The 14,158-nt window shown below is 68.5% G+C and carries 13 protein-coding genes; 1 reads left to right on the forward strand and 12 read right to left on the reverse strand.

What is annotated here, in order from left to right; translation table 11 throughout:
* Window positions 1–4: 4 nt before the first annotated feature.
* A complete protein-coding gene (locus ABZ833_RS25715; RefSeq protein ID WP_160507048.1) occupies window positions 5–199 on the reverse strand; it encodes a hypothetical protein in 195 nt (64 codons plus the stop codon).
* A gap of 149 nt (window positions 200–348) precedes the next feature.
* Between ABZ833_RS25715 and ABZ833_RS25720 the strand changes: the two genes are divergently transcribed.
* Complete coding sequence (locus ABZ833_RS25720) at window positions 349–2,532, forward strand: prolyl oligopeptidase family serine peptidase (protein ID WP_361050555.1); 2,184 nt, start codon at window positions 349–351, stop codon at window positions 2,530–2,532.
* A gap of 155 nt (window positions 2,533–2,687) precedes the next feature.
* Here ABZ833_RS25720 and ABZ833_RS25725 read toward each other — a convergent pair whose 3' ends face one another.
* From ABZ833_RS25725 to ABZ833_RS25775, 11 genes are all read right to left on the reverse strand, one after another.
* On the reverse strand, window positions 2,688–3,761 hold the full coding sequence (locus tag ABZ833_RS25725) for a dipeptide ABC transporter ATP-binding protein (protein WP_361050849.1): 1,074 nt from the start codon (window positions 3,759–3,761) through the stop codon (window positions 2,688–2,690).
* Window positions 3,762–3,813: 52 nt separating this feature from the next.
* Complete coding sequence (locus ABZ833_RS25730; RefSeq protein WP_361050558.1) at window positions 3,814–4,857, reverse strand: ABC transporter ATP-binding protein; 1,044 nt, start codon at window positions 4,855–4,857, stop codon at window positions 3,814–3,816.
* 6 nt (window positions 4,858–4,863) lie between these two features.
* On the reverse strand, window positions 4,864–5,841 hold the full coding sequence (locus ABZ833_RS25735; protein WP_361050561.1) for an ABC transporter permease: 978 nt from the start codon (window positions 5,839–5,841) through the stop codon (window positions 4,864–4,866).
* A complete protein-coding gene (locus ABZ833_RS25740) occupies window positions 5,834–6,757 on the reverse strand; it encodes an ABC transporter permease (RefSeq protein WP_361050564.1) in 924 nt (307 codons plus the stop codon). Before ABZ833_RS25740 ends, ABZ833_RS25735 begins: the two co-directional genes overlap by 8 nt.
* A 70-nt stretch (window positions 6,758–6,827) precedes the next feature.
* Window positions 6,828–8,459, reverse strand: a complete 1,632-nt coding sequence (locus tag ABZ833_RS25745; RefSeq protein WP_361050567.1) for an ABC transporter substrate-binding protein — start codon at window positions 8,457–8,459, stop codon at window positions 6,828–6,830.
* 162 nt (window positions 8,460–8,621) lie between these two features.
* On the reverse strand, window positions 8,622–9,326 hold the full coding sequence (locus tag ABZ833_RS25750; protein ID WP_361050570.1) for a hypothetical protein: 705 nt from the start codon (window positions 9,324–9,326) through the stop codon (window positions 8,622–8,624).
* On the reverse strand, window positions 9,319–9,876 hold the full coding sequence (locus tag ABZ833_RS25755; RefSeq protein WP_361050573.1) for a SigE family RNA polymerase sigma factor: 558 nt from the start codon (window positions 9,874–9,876) through the stop codon (window positions 9,319–9,321). Before ABZ833_RS25755 ends, ABZ833_RS25750 begins: the two co-directional genes overlap by 8 nt.
* 140 nt (window positions 9,877–10,016) lie before the next feature.
* Window positions 10,017–11,165 carry a dipeptide ABC transporter ATP-binding protein gene (locus tag ABZ833_RS25760; protein ID WP_249587953.1) on the reverse strand — a complete coding sequence of 383 codons (1,149 nt, stop codon included), beginning with the start codon at window positions 11,163–11,165 and terminating at the stop codon, window positions 10,017–10,019.
* Entirely contained in the window at window positions 11,158–12,219 is a 1,062-nt protein-coding gene (locus ABZ833_RS25765; RefSeq protein ID WP_249587954.1) for an ABC transporter ATP-binding protein, read from the reverse strand. Before ABZ833_RS25765 ends, ABZ833_RS25760 begins: the two co-directional genes overlap by 8 nt.
* Before the next feature lie 11 nt (window positions 12,220–12,230).
* The gene (locus ABZ833_RS25770; protein ID WP_361050577.1) at window positions 12,231–13,193 is read right to left on the reverse strand and encodes an ABC transporter permease; all 963 of its coding nucleotides are present in this window, start codon (window positions 13,191–13,193) and stop codon (window positions 12,231–12,233) included.
* A complete protein-coding gene (locus ABZ833_RS25775; protein WP_249587956.1) occupies window positions 13,186–14,115 on the reverse strand; it encodes an ABC transporter permease in 930 nt (309 codons plus the stop codon). Before ABZ833_RS25775 ends, ABZ833_RS25770 begins: the two co-directional genes overlap by 8 nt.
* Window positions 14,116–14,158 lie beyond the last annotated feature (43 nt).

A 14,158-nucleotide genomic window follows, 5' to 3' on the forward strand; every position in this document is an offset into this window, starting at 1 on the left:
CGGATCAGAACTTGATGTCGCCGATCATCCCCGCCACGTTCGTCGTCAGCTCATTGATCGTCGGTGCGATGGAGGAGCTCGCGAGATAGAAGCCGAGCAGCACGCAGACGATCATGTGGCCCGTCTTCAACCCTGACTTCTTGACCAGCAAGAAGACAATGATCGCCAGTAGCACCACCGCCGAAATCGAGAGTGCCACGGCGGCTCACCTCCAAGTCCCAGACCCTGCACCAGTGCGGACGCCAGCAGGTACATACCCACTAAGCGCTACGGATCATAACTATCCGTGGGTCCGCATGACTCGGAGCACGGCAGCACAAGGGGGCGCATGCCCCCTAGGCTCGGGGAATGACCACCGAGACGCCCGCATCCGCCGGGCCCGCCGAGAGTCAGGCGCAGCGGCTCTCCTTCCCCCGTCTGCACGCCCGCACGCAACGTTTCACTCTCGGTGCGCCCCGCGCGTTCACGGTGGCGCCCGACGGGTCCCGCGTCGCCTTCCTGCGCTCGTCGTCCGGCACGGACCGGGCGAACCAACTCTGGGTCCTGGACCTGGAGGACGGCGCCGTCGAGCGTGTCGCGGCCGATCCCCAGGCCCTCCTGAAGGGCGCGGCCGAGCGGCTCTCCGCCGAGGAGCGCGCCCGCCGTGAGCGCAGCCGCGAGGGCGGCGCGGGCATCGTGGGCTACGCGACGGACGCGGCGGTGGAGCTGGCCGCCTTCACCCTCTCCGGACGGCTCTTCGCCGCGGAGCTGCGCGCGGGCACGGCACGTGAACTGCCCGCTCCCGCCCCGGTGATCGACCCGCGCCCCTCGCCGGACGGCCGCCACATCGCGTACGTCGCCGGGGGCGCCCTGCGGGTGACGGGCGCCGACGGCGAGGGCGACCGGGCGCTTGTGGCACCGGAGCCGGACTCCGTCGAGAAGGAGACCGTGACGTACGGCCTCGCGGAGTTCATCGCGGCCGAGGAGATGCAGCGTTCGCGGGGCTTTTGGTGGTCGCCCGCATCGGACCGGCTCCTGGTCGCGCGCGCCGACGACGCCCCGGTGCGGCGCTGGTGGATCGCCGATCCCGCGCACCCGGAGACGGAGCCCTCGCGGGTCGCGTACCCGGCGGCGGGCACGGCCAACGCGGACGTACGCCTCTTCGTCGTGACCCTGGACGGCGCGCGCACCGAGGTGATGTGGGACCGCGCCCGCTACCCCTACCTGGCGCGGGTGCACTGGTCGTCGGCCGGGGCGCCGCTGCTCCTTGTCCAGTCCCGGGACCAGCTCAGCCAGCTCTACCTGGCGGTGGACCCGGACGACGGATCGACCCGCATGGTGCACGCGGAAGAGGATCCGCAGTGGCTCGAGCTCTTCCCCGGCGCCCCGTCCTGGTCCCCCAGCGGGAGGCTGGTGCGGATCGTGGACGAGGGCGGGGCGCGGGTCCTCGCGGTGGGTGAACGTCCGCTGACGGGACCGCAGTTGCACGTGCGCGCGGTGCTCGACGTGGCGGACGACGACGTCCTGGTCTCGGCGTCGGCGGGAGCGGCGGCGGCCGACCCGGAGACGGGCGAGATCCACGTCTACCGCGTCAACGAACTGGGCGTGGAGCGCGTCTCCGTCGAACCCGGGGTGCACTCGGCGGTCCGCTCGGGCGGCCTCACGGTCCTCGTGTCGGCCACCCTTGACCAGCCGGGCTCCCGCGTCCAGGTAATGCGCGACGGCAAGCAGGTGGCGACCGTCGCCTCATACGCGCAGCGTCCGGGGCTCACGCCGCGCGTGACTCTCACCGAGGGGGGCGCACGCAAGATCCCGTGCGCCGTCCTGCTCCCCACGGACTACGTGGAGGGTTCGGGCCCCCTGCCCGTGCTCCTCGATCCGTACGGCGGCCCGCACGGCCAGCGGGTCCTCGCGGCCCACAATCCGTACCTCACGTCCCAGTGGTTCGCCGACCAGGGCTTCGCGGTGATCGTCGCGGACGGCCGGGGCACTCCGGGCCGCTCCCCCGCCTGGGAGAAGGAGATCCGCCGCGACTTCACCCTCACCCTGGACGACCAGGTGGACGCGTTGCAGGGCCTCGCCGCCTCGCACCCCCTGGACCTGGACCGGGTCGCCATCCGCGGCTGGTCCTACGGCGGTTACCTCGCGGGGCTCGCGGTCCTGCGCCGCCCCGATGTCTTCCACGCGGGGGTGGCGGGGGCGCCGGTGACGGACTGGCGGCTGTACGACACGCACTACACGGAGCGGTACCTGGGCGACCCGGGTGCGGATCCGGCGCCGTACGCCCTGAGCTCCCTCGTCACCGAGGAGGGTCTCGTGGCCCCGGAGAACCCGTCACGGCCGCTGATGATCGTGCACGGCCTCGCGGACGACAACGTGGTGGTGGCGCACGCCCTGCGCCTCTCCTCGGCGCTGCTTGCCGCAGGGCGCCCGCACGAGGTGCTCCCGCTGTCCGGGGTGACGCACATGACCCCGCAGGAACAGGTGGCGGAGAATCTGCTGCTGCTTCAGGTGGACTTCCTGAAGCGTTCGTTGGGCCTCACCCGGCCCTAGCCGTACGGCGACCGGCCGGGGCGACATGGCAAAACCCCGGCCGGTCTACGGCACCCGCACGGCCGTACGTCCGTAAGCCTGCCGGGTGCGTGTGGCGGTGCTGGGTCGGCGGGGTTGCCCTCTTGTTTCATCCCCGACGCCGCAGGGACCGCCCCCTACGGAACCACCTGCTTCTCCTCCGCGAAGTGGCACGCCGAGTCATGTGCCTGAGGCCCCTCGGCCGAGCGGAACTCCGCCGGGACGGCAAGCAGCGGCACCTCCAGCGCACACCGCTCCTGCGCCTTCCAGCACCGCGTGCGAAACCGGCACCCCGACGGCGGATTCGCCGGCGACGGCACGTCCCCGCTCAGGATGATCCGCTCCCGGTGCTCCCGCGCCTCGGGATCAGGCACCGGCACGGCCGAGAGCAGCGCCTGCGTGTACGGATGCGTCGGATGCTCGTAGATCTCCTCGTCGGAGCCGATCTCCACGATCCGGCCCAGGTACATCACCCCCACCCGGTCCGAGATGTGCCGCACGATCGACAGGTCGTGCGCGATGAACACGTAACTCAGGTCGAAGTCGTTCTGGAGCTGGTCCAGGAGGTTCACCACCTGGGCCTGCACCGAGACGTCGAGCGCCGAGACCGGCTCGTCCGCCACGATGATCTCGGGCCGCAGCGCCAACCCCCTCGCGATCCCGATCCGTTGGCGCTGGCCGCCGGAGAACTGGTGCGGATAGCGGTTGATGTACTCGGGGTTGAGGCCGACCACGTCGAGCAGCTCCTGCACCTTCTGCCGGCGCGAGCCCTTCGGCGCGACCTCCGGATGGATCTCGTACGGCTCCCCGATGATGTCGCCGACCGTCATGCGCGGGTTCAGCGACGTGTACGGGTCCTGGAAGACCATCTGGATGTTGCGGCGCACGGCCTTCAGCGCGCGCCCGGACAGCTTGCTGATGTCCTCGCCCTTGTAGCGGATCTCGCCCGCCGTGGGCCGCTCCAGGTTCACCAGCATCTTCGCGACCGTCGACTTGCCGCAGCCGGACTCCCCCACGATGCCGAGCGTCTCGCCGTGGCCGAGGTCGAAGTCGACGCCGTCGACGGCCTTGACCGCGCCGATCTGCTTGCGGATGACGATGCCCTGCGTGAGGGGGTAGTGCTTGACCAGGCCCCGCACCTGGAGGATCGGCTCACGGCCCGACGGCGAGCCGAGCACGGCGAACTCGTGCTCCGCCTGCGCCTTGTGCATCAGCTGCCGTGCGGTCTCGCCCTCGTCCTCCAGCTGCTTCTTGCTGATGTGCTCACCACGAGGCATGGAGCGTCTCCTTCCAGAAGTGGCAGGCGCTCTTGCGGTCGGCGGCCAGGCCTTCGTACGTCACCTCGGCGAGCGGCGGCACATCGGTCCTGCAGACGTCCTGTGCCATCGGGCAGCGCGGGTTGAAGGCGCAGCCCGGCGGGATGTTCATGAGGTTGGGCGGCAGGCCCTTGATCGCGTAGAGCTCCTGGCCCTTCTGGTCGAGACGGGGAATCGACTCGAGCAGACCGCGCGTGTACGGGTGCGCGGGGGCCTTGTAGATCTCGTGGACGGGGGCCTTCTCGACGATGCGGCCCGCGTACATGACGGCGATGTTGTCGGCGACGTCCGCCACGACGCCCAGGTCGTGGGTGATGAGGATCAGGCCCATGTTCAGCTCGCGCTGGAGCTCGGCGAGCAGGTCCATCACCTGGGCCTGGACAGTCACGTCCAGGGCCGTGGTCGGTTCGTCGGCGATGATCAGCGAGGGTTCGAGCGCCATCGCCATGGCGATCATGATGCGCTGGCGCATGCCGCCGCTGAACTGGTGCGGGTACTGCCCGACCCGTTCCTTCGCGGCCGGGATGCGCACCCGGTCCATCAGCTCGACGGCCTTGGCCTTGGCGTCCTTGCGGGACATTCCCTGGTGGACGACGTACATCTCGCCGAGCTGCTGGCCGACGCTGACCACCGGGTTCAGCGACGACAGGGCGTCCTGGAAGATCATCGCCATGCCCGCGCCGCGCGTCTTGCGCCGCTCCTCGGCCTTGAGCTTCAACAAGTCCTGGCCCTTGAAGAGGATCTCGCCGCCGGTGATCTTTCCGGGGGGCATGTCGAGGATGCCCATGATGGCCTGCGCGGTCACGGACTTGCCGGACCCGGACTCGCCGAGCACGGCGAGCGTCTCGCCCTCGCTGACGGTGTAGTCGACGCCGTTGACGGCCTTGGCGACGCCGTCCCTGGTCCTGAACTCCACGTGCAGGTCGCGCACTTCGAGCAGCTTGGACGTCCCCGCGGTGGACGCATCGGCTTCGGATGCCACGGTTGCCATGGGCGCCTACCTCAGCTTGGGGTCGAGGGCGTCGCGCACCGCGTCGCCGAGCATGATGAACGCGAGCACGGTGATGGCGAGCGCTCCGGCGGGCCAGAGCAGCATGTGCGGGGCGTTGCGGATGTACTGGGAGGCGGCCGAGATGTCGATGCCCCAGCTCACGGTCGGCGGCTTCAGCCCCACGCCGAGGTACGAGAGGGTCGCCTCCAGGGCGATGTACGTGCCGAGCGCGATGGTGGCGACGACGATCACCGGTGCGACCGCGTTCGGCGCGATGTGCCGCAGGAGCATCCGCGAGTTGGACGCGCCGAGCGCCCGCGCCGCCTGGACGTAGTCGTTCTGCTTGGCGGTGATGACGGATCCGCGGGCGATGCGCGAGAGCTGCGGCCAGCCGAGCAGGACCATGAAGCCGATCACCGGCCAGACGGTGTTGCTGGTGACGACCGACAGGAGCACCAGGCCGCCGAGCACGACGGGGATGGAGAAGAAGACGTCGGTGATCCGGGAGAGGATCGCGTCCCAGAACCCGCCGAAGAACCCCGCGAGCCCGCCGAGGACGCTGCCCAGGATCGCGACACCGAGCGTGGCGCAGACGCCGACGGTGACCGAGGCGCGGGCCCCGTACACGGTCCGCGTGTAGACGTCGCAGCCCTGGCCGTCGAAGCCGAAGGGGTGGCCTGAGGTGGAGCTCTTCTGGGCGTTGGCGAGGTCGCAGTCGAGCGGGTTGCCGGAGGCGATCAGGGACGGCCAGATCGAGATGACGACGAGGAAGGCGATGATGAGGCCCGAGATGATGAAGATCGGGTTCCGTCGCAGCTCGCGCCAGGCGTCGGACCACAGGCTGCGGGCCGGGGCCGACGGGCCGGTTCCTCCCGGGCCGCCGGGCGTCTTCTCCAGCGTCGTCCCCTCGCTCGCCGCGAGGTCCATCGCGCCGCCCGCACCGGTCGGGGCGATGGCTCCGTCTGGCTCTCGGGGTTCAGGCATAGCGGATCCTCGGGTCGAGTACGGCGTACAGGAGGTCGACGACCAGGTTGGCCACCAGGAAGACCAGGACGAGGACGGTCACGAAGCCGACGACGGTCTGTGTGCTCTGGCGGAGAATCCCCTGATAGAGCTGGAAGCCGACGCCGTGGATGTTGAAGATCCGCTCGGTGACGATCGCGCCGCCCATCAGCGCGCCGATGTCCGTGCCGATGAAGGTGACCACCGGGATGAGTGAATTGCGCAGCAGGTGCCGGGTGATGACGCGGCGTCTGGGCAGCCCCTTCGCGATGGCCGTGCGGACGTAGTCGGCGCGGCGGTTCTCGGCGATGGAGGTCCGGGTGAGCCGGGTGACGTACGCCAGGGAGACCGAGGCGAGGACGAGCCCCGGGACGATGAGTTCGTTCAGGGGCGCCTCCGAGGAGACGGAGGGTTTCATCACGCCCCATTCGACGCCGAGCAGCAGCTGGAGCAGCAGGCCGGTGACGAAGGTGGGGATCGCGATGACGACGAGCGTCAGGAGCAGGACGACGGTGTCGATGGGGCGCCCGCGCCGCAGGCCCGTGACCACGCCCAGCGAGATCCCGATGACGATCTCGAAGACGATCGCGACGAGCGTCAGGCGGATCGTGAGCGGGAAGGCCGTCGCCATCAGCTCGGTGACCTTCTGCCCGTTGAAGGCGGTACCGAAGTCGCCGGTGAAGACATTGCCCATGTAGGTCGCGTATTGCTGCCACACGGGCTTGTCCAGGCCGAATTCCTTCTTCAGCTGCTCGGCCGTCGCGGGGTCGCACTTTCGGTCCCCGCACAGGCCCGCGATGGGGTCGCCCATCACGTTCACCATCAGGAAGATCAGCAGCGTGGCGCCGAAGAAGACGGGGATCATCTGCAGCAGACGCCGGATCACATAACGTCCCATGAAGGGCTCCGGAAGTAACGGGAGCGGTCATCCGGCGCGCATCACCGCGCCGGATGACCGCTCCCTGGCCTCAGCTGACCTTGATCTCGTTGTAGACCGGGACGCTGAACTGGTTCAGCGCCACGTCGGAGACCTTGTCCGAGTAACCGGCGCTGCCGTTCTGGTACCAGAGCGGAATGACCGCCATCTGCTCGGCGAGCACCTTTTCGGCGTCCTGGAAGGTGGAGACGGCCTTTCCGGTGTCGGTCTCGGCGTTGGCCTTGTCGATGAGTTCGTCGAATTTCTTGTCGGACCACTTTCCGTCGTTGGACGGGGCGTCCGTGTAGTACAGCGGCTGGAGGAAGTTCTGGATCAGCGGGTAGTCCATCTGCCAGCCCGCGCGCCAGGCGCCGTCCAGCTTCTGCTGGGAGGCCTTGCTGCGGAAGTCGGCGAACGTGCCGACCGGACTTCCGACACAGGACTTGTCGTTGCCCAGGGCCTTGTTGATGGAGTTGCAGACGGCGTCGACCCATTCCTTGTGCGAGCCGGTGTCCGCGTTGTACGTGATCTTCAGCGTGCCGCCGGGGATGCCGCCGCCGTCCGCGATCAGCTTCTTCGCCTGGTCCGCGTCGTACGTGCAGGGGTCGCCGCAGAGCCCGGACTTGTAGCCGCCGGCCTCGCCGAGCACCGGCGATGTCCAGTCGGTGGCGGGGGTACGGGTCTTCTGGAAGATGGTCTCGGTGATCTGCTCACGGTTGATCGCCATGGAGAGCCCCTGACGGACCTTCTCCATTCCGGCCTTCGACCACTTGCTGTCGTAGAACGGGAAGGCGAGCGTCTGGATGATGCCCGCAGGGGTGTTGATGTAGCGGTCACCCAGGTCGTTCTTGGCGTTCTTGAGCTGCGATGCGGGAACGTCGTCGACGAGGTCGAGGTTGCCCGCCATCAGGTCCGTGTAGGCGGTGTTGTTGTCGGTGTAGACCTTCAGGTCCACACCGCCGTTCCGCGCCTTGTCCTCACCGCTGTACCCGTCCCATTTCCGCAGGGACATCTTGGATCCCTTGGCGTACGAGTCCACGGTGTACGGACCGTTTCCGACGGGCTTGGCGAGCCATGCGTCGTGGTCGTCGTAGAACGCCTTGGGCAGTGGCGCGAAGGCCGGATAGCCGAGGGTCTTGGGCCAGGTGGAGAACTTCTGCGTGAGCTTGACGGTGAAGGTGGTGTCGTCGACGACCTTCAGTCCGGAGAGCGTGTCGGCACTGGCGTCACCCTTCTCCGGGTGGACCTTGTCGTAGCCCTCGATATAGCCGAAGAAGTAGGCGTTCTTCTGGTTGTTCTTGAGGTGGGCGCCGTAATTCCAGGCGTCGACGAAGGACTTCGCGGTGATCTTCTCGCCGTTGCTGAACTTCCAGCCGTCCTTGATCTTGACGGTGAAGTTCTGCGAGTCCTTGGTGTCGATCTTCTCGGCGACCATGTTCTTGGCCTCGCCGGTCTTCGGGTCGTACCGCATGAGACCGCGGAAGATCATGTCGAGCACCTTGCCGCCCTGCACCTCATTGGTGTTGGCGGGCTCCAGCGGGTTCTGCGGATCCCCCCACGAGGAGCCCACGATCCCGGAGCCGTCGCCGCCACCGCCGCTGTCCCCGCCTCCACCGCAGGCGGTCGCCGCGAGTGCGACGGTCACCGCGCATGCGGCCCACTTGGCGTGCGTGGCTCCACGCATGGAGAGCCTCCCTTTCAGGCCTAAGTCTGACTTAGGCCCAAATACACCGCAGTGGATGGCTCTCCGCATCTTTATGGGGTCTTTCCGGGGCTAGTAGGACCGGGGAAACCCTCGGATGCCGCTGCGGGGAGAGACCGACGGGTGAGCAGGCGGGAGCCCCGCTCACCCGGACACGGGCCGCCCCGTCATCCGCGCCGCCCCGTCATCCGCGCCGAGCCGCCCCGCCACCTCGATCTCCACCACGGACACCCAGCCGCGCCACCGCTCGACGCTGACGCGGAGCCGTGAGGAGGACTCCGTGGTGCCTGACCAGTACGGGTCCGGCCCGGTCGCGTGCTCCCGCAGACCGCATTCGGTCAGTGCGGCGCGCAGGAGGGCCACCTCGTCCGCCGCGACGGATTCGCTGTCGTACTCCGTGACCCGCTGCCTGGCGGTGGCGCCCTTGTCGCCGTAGTACTCCGTGCCGTACTGGACCTGGCTCGGTGCCTTCCGCCCGGCCTCCGAGCCCGGACAGCTGTTGTCCCGGCCCACCTTCGGCAGGGGCAGGTCCACCATCACCTCCTCCTCCATGCTCTTCCACTGCCACTTCGCGGCCTGCGGCATCAGCTCGGGCGACAGGAGCCGCACGACACCGCCCACCTTGAAGGGGTTCGCCGTCGGCGTGGCCGCGGGCCGCACCTCCCTGCCGTCACCGCCGATCCCCCCGGAGGCCACGCCCCACGTCAGCGCCCCCGTCACCACCGCAGCGACAGCCACTCCCCCGGCGACCCGCCTCCGCGCGGTCCGCCTCTCGCCGCGCGCCCGCAGCTCGGCCCCGCTCGGCATCCGTACAACGACGTCGTCCAGCAGCTCTTCGACCTCAGCCATGGTGGGCCGCCCCTTCCGCGGTGAATGCAGTCGTGTCGGTCAGGCGCTTCCCCAGCGCCTTGCGGGCCCGGCTCAGCCGGGTGCGGACCGCCCCGTTGGACGCGCCCGTCTCCCGGGCGACCTGCTCCACGGGAAGGTCGAGCAGGTGGTGCAGCACCACCACTTGGCGCTGCTGAGCCGGCAGTTCACGCAGCGCCTCCACCAGCGCGACCCGGTCCGCCGACAGCTCGGGCACGTCGGCCGCGGCTCCGTGCCGGAACTGCGCCCGCAGCCGGCTCCTGGTCCGCCGCCACGCGCTGATGGCCAGCCGGGACGCCACCGTGCGGACCCACGGCAAGGGATCGCCTTCCCGCGTCAGCCGCTCCCACCGCTGCCACGCCCGCACATACGCCTCCTGCACCGCGTCCTCCGCCTCCGCCAGATCACCGGTCATCGCATAGACCGTGGCGACCAATCTCTTGGCTGTGGCGGCGTAGAACGCGTCGAACTCCGCGGAATGGTCCGCGAAGTGGTCCGTGGAGTGGTCCGCATCTTCCCGCCGTGTCGTCATCGTCCCCGTCCGTCCACAGGTTCCGCTTCTGACTTGGACACGCTCGGCGGCGCCCAGACGTTACGCACGAAAATGGGGGCGCCCGGAACCGAGTGGTTCCGGGCGCCCCCATCGCGTACGGCCAAAAGCCGAGGACGAGACTACGCCGCGTGCACGACGTCCTTCTCCTCCGCGAAGTGACACGCCGACTCATGCGCCGCCGGGGTGTCCTGGCCCGCGAACCGCTGCGGGATCGCGAGCAGCGGGGTCTCCTCCGCGCACTTCGCCTCCGCCTTCCAGCAACGGGTGCGGAAGCGGCAGCCCGAAGGCGGGTTCGCCGGGGACGGGACGTCGCCGGTGAGGATGATCCGCTCGCGGCCCTCGCGCGCCTCGGGGTCCGGCACCGGCACCGCGGAGAGCAGCGCCTGCGTGTACGGGTGCGTCGGGTGCTCGTAGATCTGCTCGTCCGAGCCGATCTCCGCCATCTTGCCGAGGTACATCACGCCCACACGGTCCGAGATGTGCCGGACGATCGACAGGTCGTGCGCGATGAAGAGGTACGAGAGGTTGAACTCGTCCTGCAGCTTCTCCATCAGGTTGATGACCTGGGCCTGGACGGAGACGTCCAGTGCCGAGACCGGCTCGTCGCAGATGATGATCTCGGGGTTCAGGGCCAGACCGCGCGCGATGCCGATGCGCTGGCGCTGGCCGCCCGAGAACTGGTGCGGGTAGCGGTTGATGTACTCCGGGTTCAGGCCCACCACGTCCAGGAGGTCCTGGACCTTCTGGCGGCGCGAGCCCTTGGGAGCCACCTCGGGGTGGATCTCGAAGGGCTCCCCGATGATGTCGCCCACCGTCATACGGGGGTTGAGCGAGGTGTACGGGTCCTGGAACACCATCTGGATGTTGCGGCGGACCGCCTTCAGCGCGCGCCCGGACAGCTTGGTGATGTCCTGGCCCTTGTAGAAGACCTCGCCGGCCGTGGCCCGCTCCAGCGTCATCAGGAGCTTGGCGACCGTGGACTTGCCACAGCCGGACTCGCCCACGATGCCGAGCGTCTCGCCCTGGTAGAGGTCGAAGGAGATCCCGTCGACGGCCTTGACCGCGCCGATCTGCTTCTTGATGAGGATTCCCTGCGTGAGCGGGAAGTGCTTCACCAGGTTGCGGACCTGGAGGATCGGCTCGCCGCGCTCCACCGGAGCCTCGATGGCCGCGACGGCCTCCTCGGCGGTGGCCGCGTCGACCGTTTCCACCTCGGAGACGTTCGGGGTGGCGTCCTGAGGCTCGTCGGTCTTCTTGAGCTCAGCCATGGATCGTCTCCTTCCAGAAGTGGCACGCGCTGCCGCGGCCCGGCATCTCCGAGCCGTCCTGCTCGGCCACCGGCACCAGGGCCGGAATGTCCGTACGGCAGATGTCCTGCGCCTTGGGGCAGCGCGGGTTGAAGGCACAACCGGACGGAATGTGGAGCAGGTTGGGCGGCAGGCCCTTGATCGCGTAGAGCTCCTGGCCCTTCTGGTCGAGACGGGGAATCGACTCGAGCAGACCGCGCGTGTACGGGTGCGCGGGGCGCTTGTAGAGCTCGTGGACCGGGGCCGTCTCGACGATCCGGCCCGCGTACATCACCGCGATCTTGTCGGCGACGTCCGCGACCACACCCAGGTCGTGGGTGATCAGGATCAGACCCATGTTGTACTCGCGCTGAAGATCGGCCAGCAGGTCCATGACCTGCGCCTGGACCGTCACGTCGAGAGCCGTGGTGGGCTCGTCCGCGATGATCAGGTCCGGCTCGAGGGCGAGCGCCATCGCGATCATGATGCGCTGGCGCATACCGCCGGAGAACTGGTGCGGGTAGTCGTTCACCCGCTCCTTGGCGGCCGGGATCTTCACCCGCTCCATGAGCTCGATGGCCTTGGCCTTGGCCTGCTTGCGGCTCATGCCCTCGTGCACCCGGAACATCTCGCCGAGCTGATAGCCCACCGAGAGCACGGGGTTGAGCGAGGACAGCGCGTCCTGGAAGATCATCGCGATCTTGCGGCCGCGGATCTTCCTGCGCTCCTCGTTGGACATCTTGAGCATGTCCTGGCCGCGGAAGAGGATCTCGCCCTGCGGGATCCTGCCGGGCGGCATGTCGAGGATGCCCATGATGGCCTGGGCCGTCACGGACTTGCCGGAGCCCGACTCACCGAGGACGGCGAGCGTCTCGCCCGCGTCCACGCTGTAGTTGACGCCGTTGACGGCCTTGACCTCGCCCTCGCCGGTGTGGAACTCGACGTGCAGGTCCTTGACGTCCAGGAGCCTGCCGCCCTTTTCCTCGCCCGAGCGGGGGGCGGGAACCGAGTCTTCCTTGATGTCGATGCTGGTCATTTACGCCTCCCTCAGCGCAGCTTCGGGTCGAGGGCTTCGCGTACGGCGTCACCCATCATGATGAACGCCAGCACCGTGATACTCAGCATTCCTGCCGGGAAGAACAGCGTGTGCGGGTTGTTCCGGATGTCCTGCGTCGCCTTGGAGATGTCGCCACCCCAGGAGATCGCGTCGTCGGCGAGGCCGAGGCCCAGATACGACAGCGTCGACTCGGCGACGATGTACGTACCGAGCGAGATGGTCGCCACGACGATCACGGGAGCCAGCGCGTTCGGCAGGATGTGGCGGAAGAGGATCCGCTTCGTCCCGGCGCCGAGCGCACGCGCCGCCACCACGTAGTCGGCGTGCTTGGTGGTGATGACCGCACCGCGCATCACACGGGCGATCTGCGTCCAGCCCAGGAAGGCAAGGGCGCCCATGACGACCCACACCGTGCGGTTGGTGAACGCGTTCAGGACGACCATGGCGCCCAGCAGGAACGGGATGCCGAAGAACACGTCCGTGAGCCGGGAGAGCAGGCTGTCCCAGAAGCCGCCGAAGTAACCGGCGAGCATGCCGCACAGTCCGCCGAACAGCGTGACGAGGACGGTCACGCCGACGCCGACGAGGATCGAGTTCCGCGTGCCGTAGACGACGCGGGCGTAGATGCTGCGGCCCTGGCGGTCGAACCCGAACCAGTCGGCCTGGAAGAAGTGGCCGAGCTCCGGCGGCTTCAGGAAGTCGTTGGCCAGGTCGCCGCTGGTCGGGTCCGTGCTGGTGAACAGGCCGGGCACGAGCGCGACCATGGCCAGGACCACGATGAGCACCGCGGAGATCATGAAGAGCGGATTACGGCGAAGGTCTCGCCAGGCATCCGCCCCGAGGCTGCGGGGCTTCCCGGGCGCCGGCGTCGCGGACACCGCGGCACCTGCCACGACTTCGTCCTGCGCCGCGGCCTTCTCGTCCGTGGTGGAGGTCTTGGTGAGGTCAGGCATAACGGATCCTCGGGTCCAGGACCGCGTAAAGCAGGTCGACGATCAGGCTGGCTATGAGGTACACGATCACCAGGACGGTGACGACACCGACGATGACCGCGCCCTCACGGCGGGCGAGAGCCTGGAAGAGGAGGTTGCCGACGCCCGTCACGTTGAAGATGCCCTCGGTGATGACCGCGCCACCCATCAGGGTGCCGATGTCCGTGCCGAGGTAAGTCACCACGGGGATCAGCGAGTTGCGCAGCAGATGCCGGGTGACGATGCGCTGGCGCGGCAGTCCCTTGGCGACAGCGGTCCGCATGTAGTCGGCCGACCGGTTCTCGGCGATCGACGTACGCGTCAGTCTCGCCACGTACGCGAGGCCGACCATGCCGAGCACGATCGCGGGTACCAGCAGCTGGCTCATGCTCTCGGAGTCCTGGACCGTGGGTGTGATCCACCCCAGCTCGTTGCCGAAGAACAGCTGGCACAGCAGTCCGATGACGAAGATCGGAACGGAGATCACGAGGAGCGTGAACAGCGTCACGGTGTTGTCGACGAACCGGCCGCGCCGCACACCGGCGAGAACGCCGAGCGTGATGCCGACGATGAGCTCGAACGTCCAGGCCATGGAGGCCAGTCGCATCGAGACCGGGAACGCCTGGGAGATCTCGTCGAGGACCGGCCGGTTACCGGCGATGGTCTTGCCGAAGTCCCCTTGCAGAAGGCCGCCCATGTAGTGCAGGTACTGCTGCCAGAGCGGCAGATCCAGACCTCGGTCGTGGCGAATCTGCGCCACCTGCGCCGGGTCCGGCGGCTTGTCTCCCCACAGCGCCCGCACGGGGTCGCCGGGGAGCACGTTGACCATGATGAAGATCAACAGGGTTGTCCCGATGAAAACCGGGATCATCTGGAGCAGTCGCCGCGCGACATAACGCCCCATTGGTGCCTCCGTCCAATCCGGAGCCGCCCGAAGCGACGCCCGG

This window comes from Streptomyces sp. NPDC047525 (genome assembly GCF_040643025.1).
GTDB lineage: Bacteria > Actinomycetota > Actinomycetes > Streptomycetales > Streptomycetaceae > Streptomyces > Streptomyces durmitorensis.

Coding starts and splice junctions, on each gene's coding strand:
- ABZ833_RS25740 (WP_361050564.1), bottom strand. CDS start 6,757: ATGGGACGTTATGTGATCCGGCGTCTGCTGCAGATGATCCCCGTCTTC.
- ABZ833_RS25770 (WP_361050577.1), bottom strand. CDS start 13,193: ATGCCTGACCTCACCAAGACCTCCACCACGGACGAGAAGGCCGCGGCG.
- ABZ833_RS25765 (WP_249587954.1), bottom strand. CDS start 12,219: ATGACCAGCATCGACATCAAGGAAGACTCGGTTCCCGCCCCCCGCTCG.
- ABZ833_RS25730 (WP_361050558.1), bottom strand. CDS start 4,857: ATGGCAACCGTGGCATCCGAAGCCGATGCGTCCACCGCGGGGACGTCC.
- ABZ833_RS25755 (WP_361050573.1), bottom strand. CDS start 9,876: ATGACGACACGGCGGGAAGATGCGGACCACTCCACGGACCACTTCGCG.
- ABZ833_RS25760 (WP_249587953.1), bottom strand. CDS start 11,165: ATGGCTGAGCTCAAGAAGACCGACGAGCCTCAGGACGCCACCCCGAAC.
- ABZ833_RS25725 (WP_361050849.1), bottom strand. CDS start 3,761: ATGCACAAGGCGCAGGCGGAGCACGAGTTCGCCGTGCTCGGCTCGCCG.
- ABZ833_RS25750 (WP_361050570.1), bottom strand. CDS start 9,326: ATGGCTGAGGTCGAAGAGCTGCTGGACGACGTCGTTGTACGGATGCCG.
- ABZ833_RS25775 (WP_249587956.1), bottom strand. CDS start 14,115: ATGGGGCGTTATGTCGCGCGGCGACTGCTCCAGATGATCCCGGTTTTC.
- ABZ833_RS25735 (WP_361050561.1), bottom strand. CDS start 5,841: ATGCCTGAACCCCGAGAGCCAGACGGAGCCATCGCCCCGACCGGTGCG.
- ABZ833_RS25745 (WP_361050567.1), bottom strand. CDS start 8,459: ATGCGTGGAGCCACGCACGCCAAGTGGGCCGCATGCGCGGTGACCGTC.
- ABZ833_RS25720 (WP_361050555.1), top strand. CDS start 349: ATGACCACCGAGACGCCCGCATCCGCCGGGCCCGCCGAGAGTCAGGCG.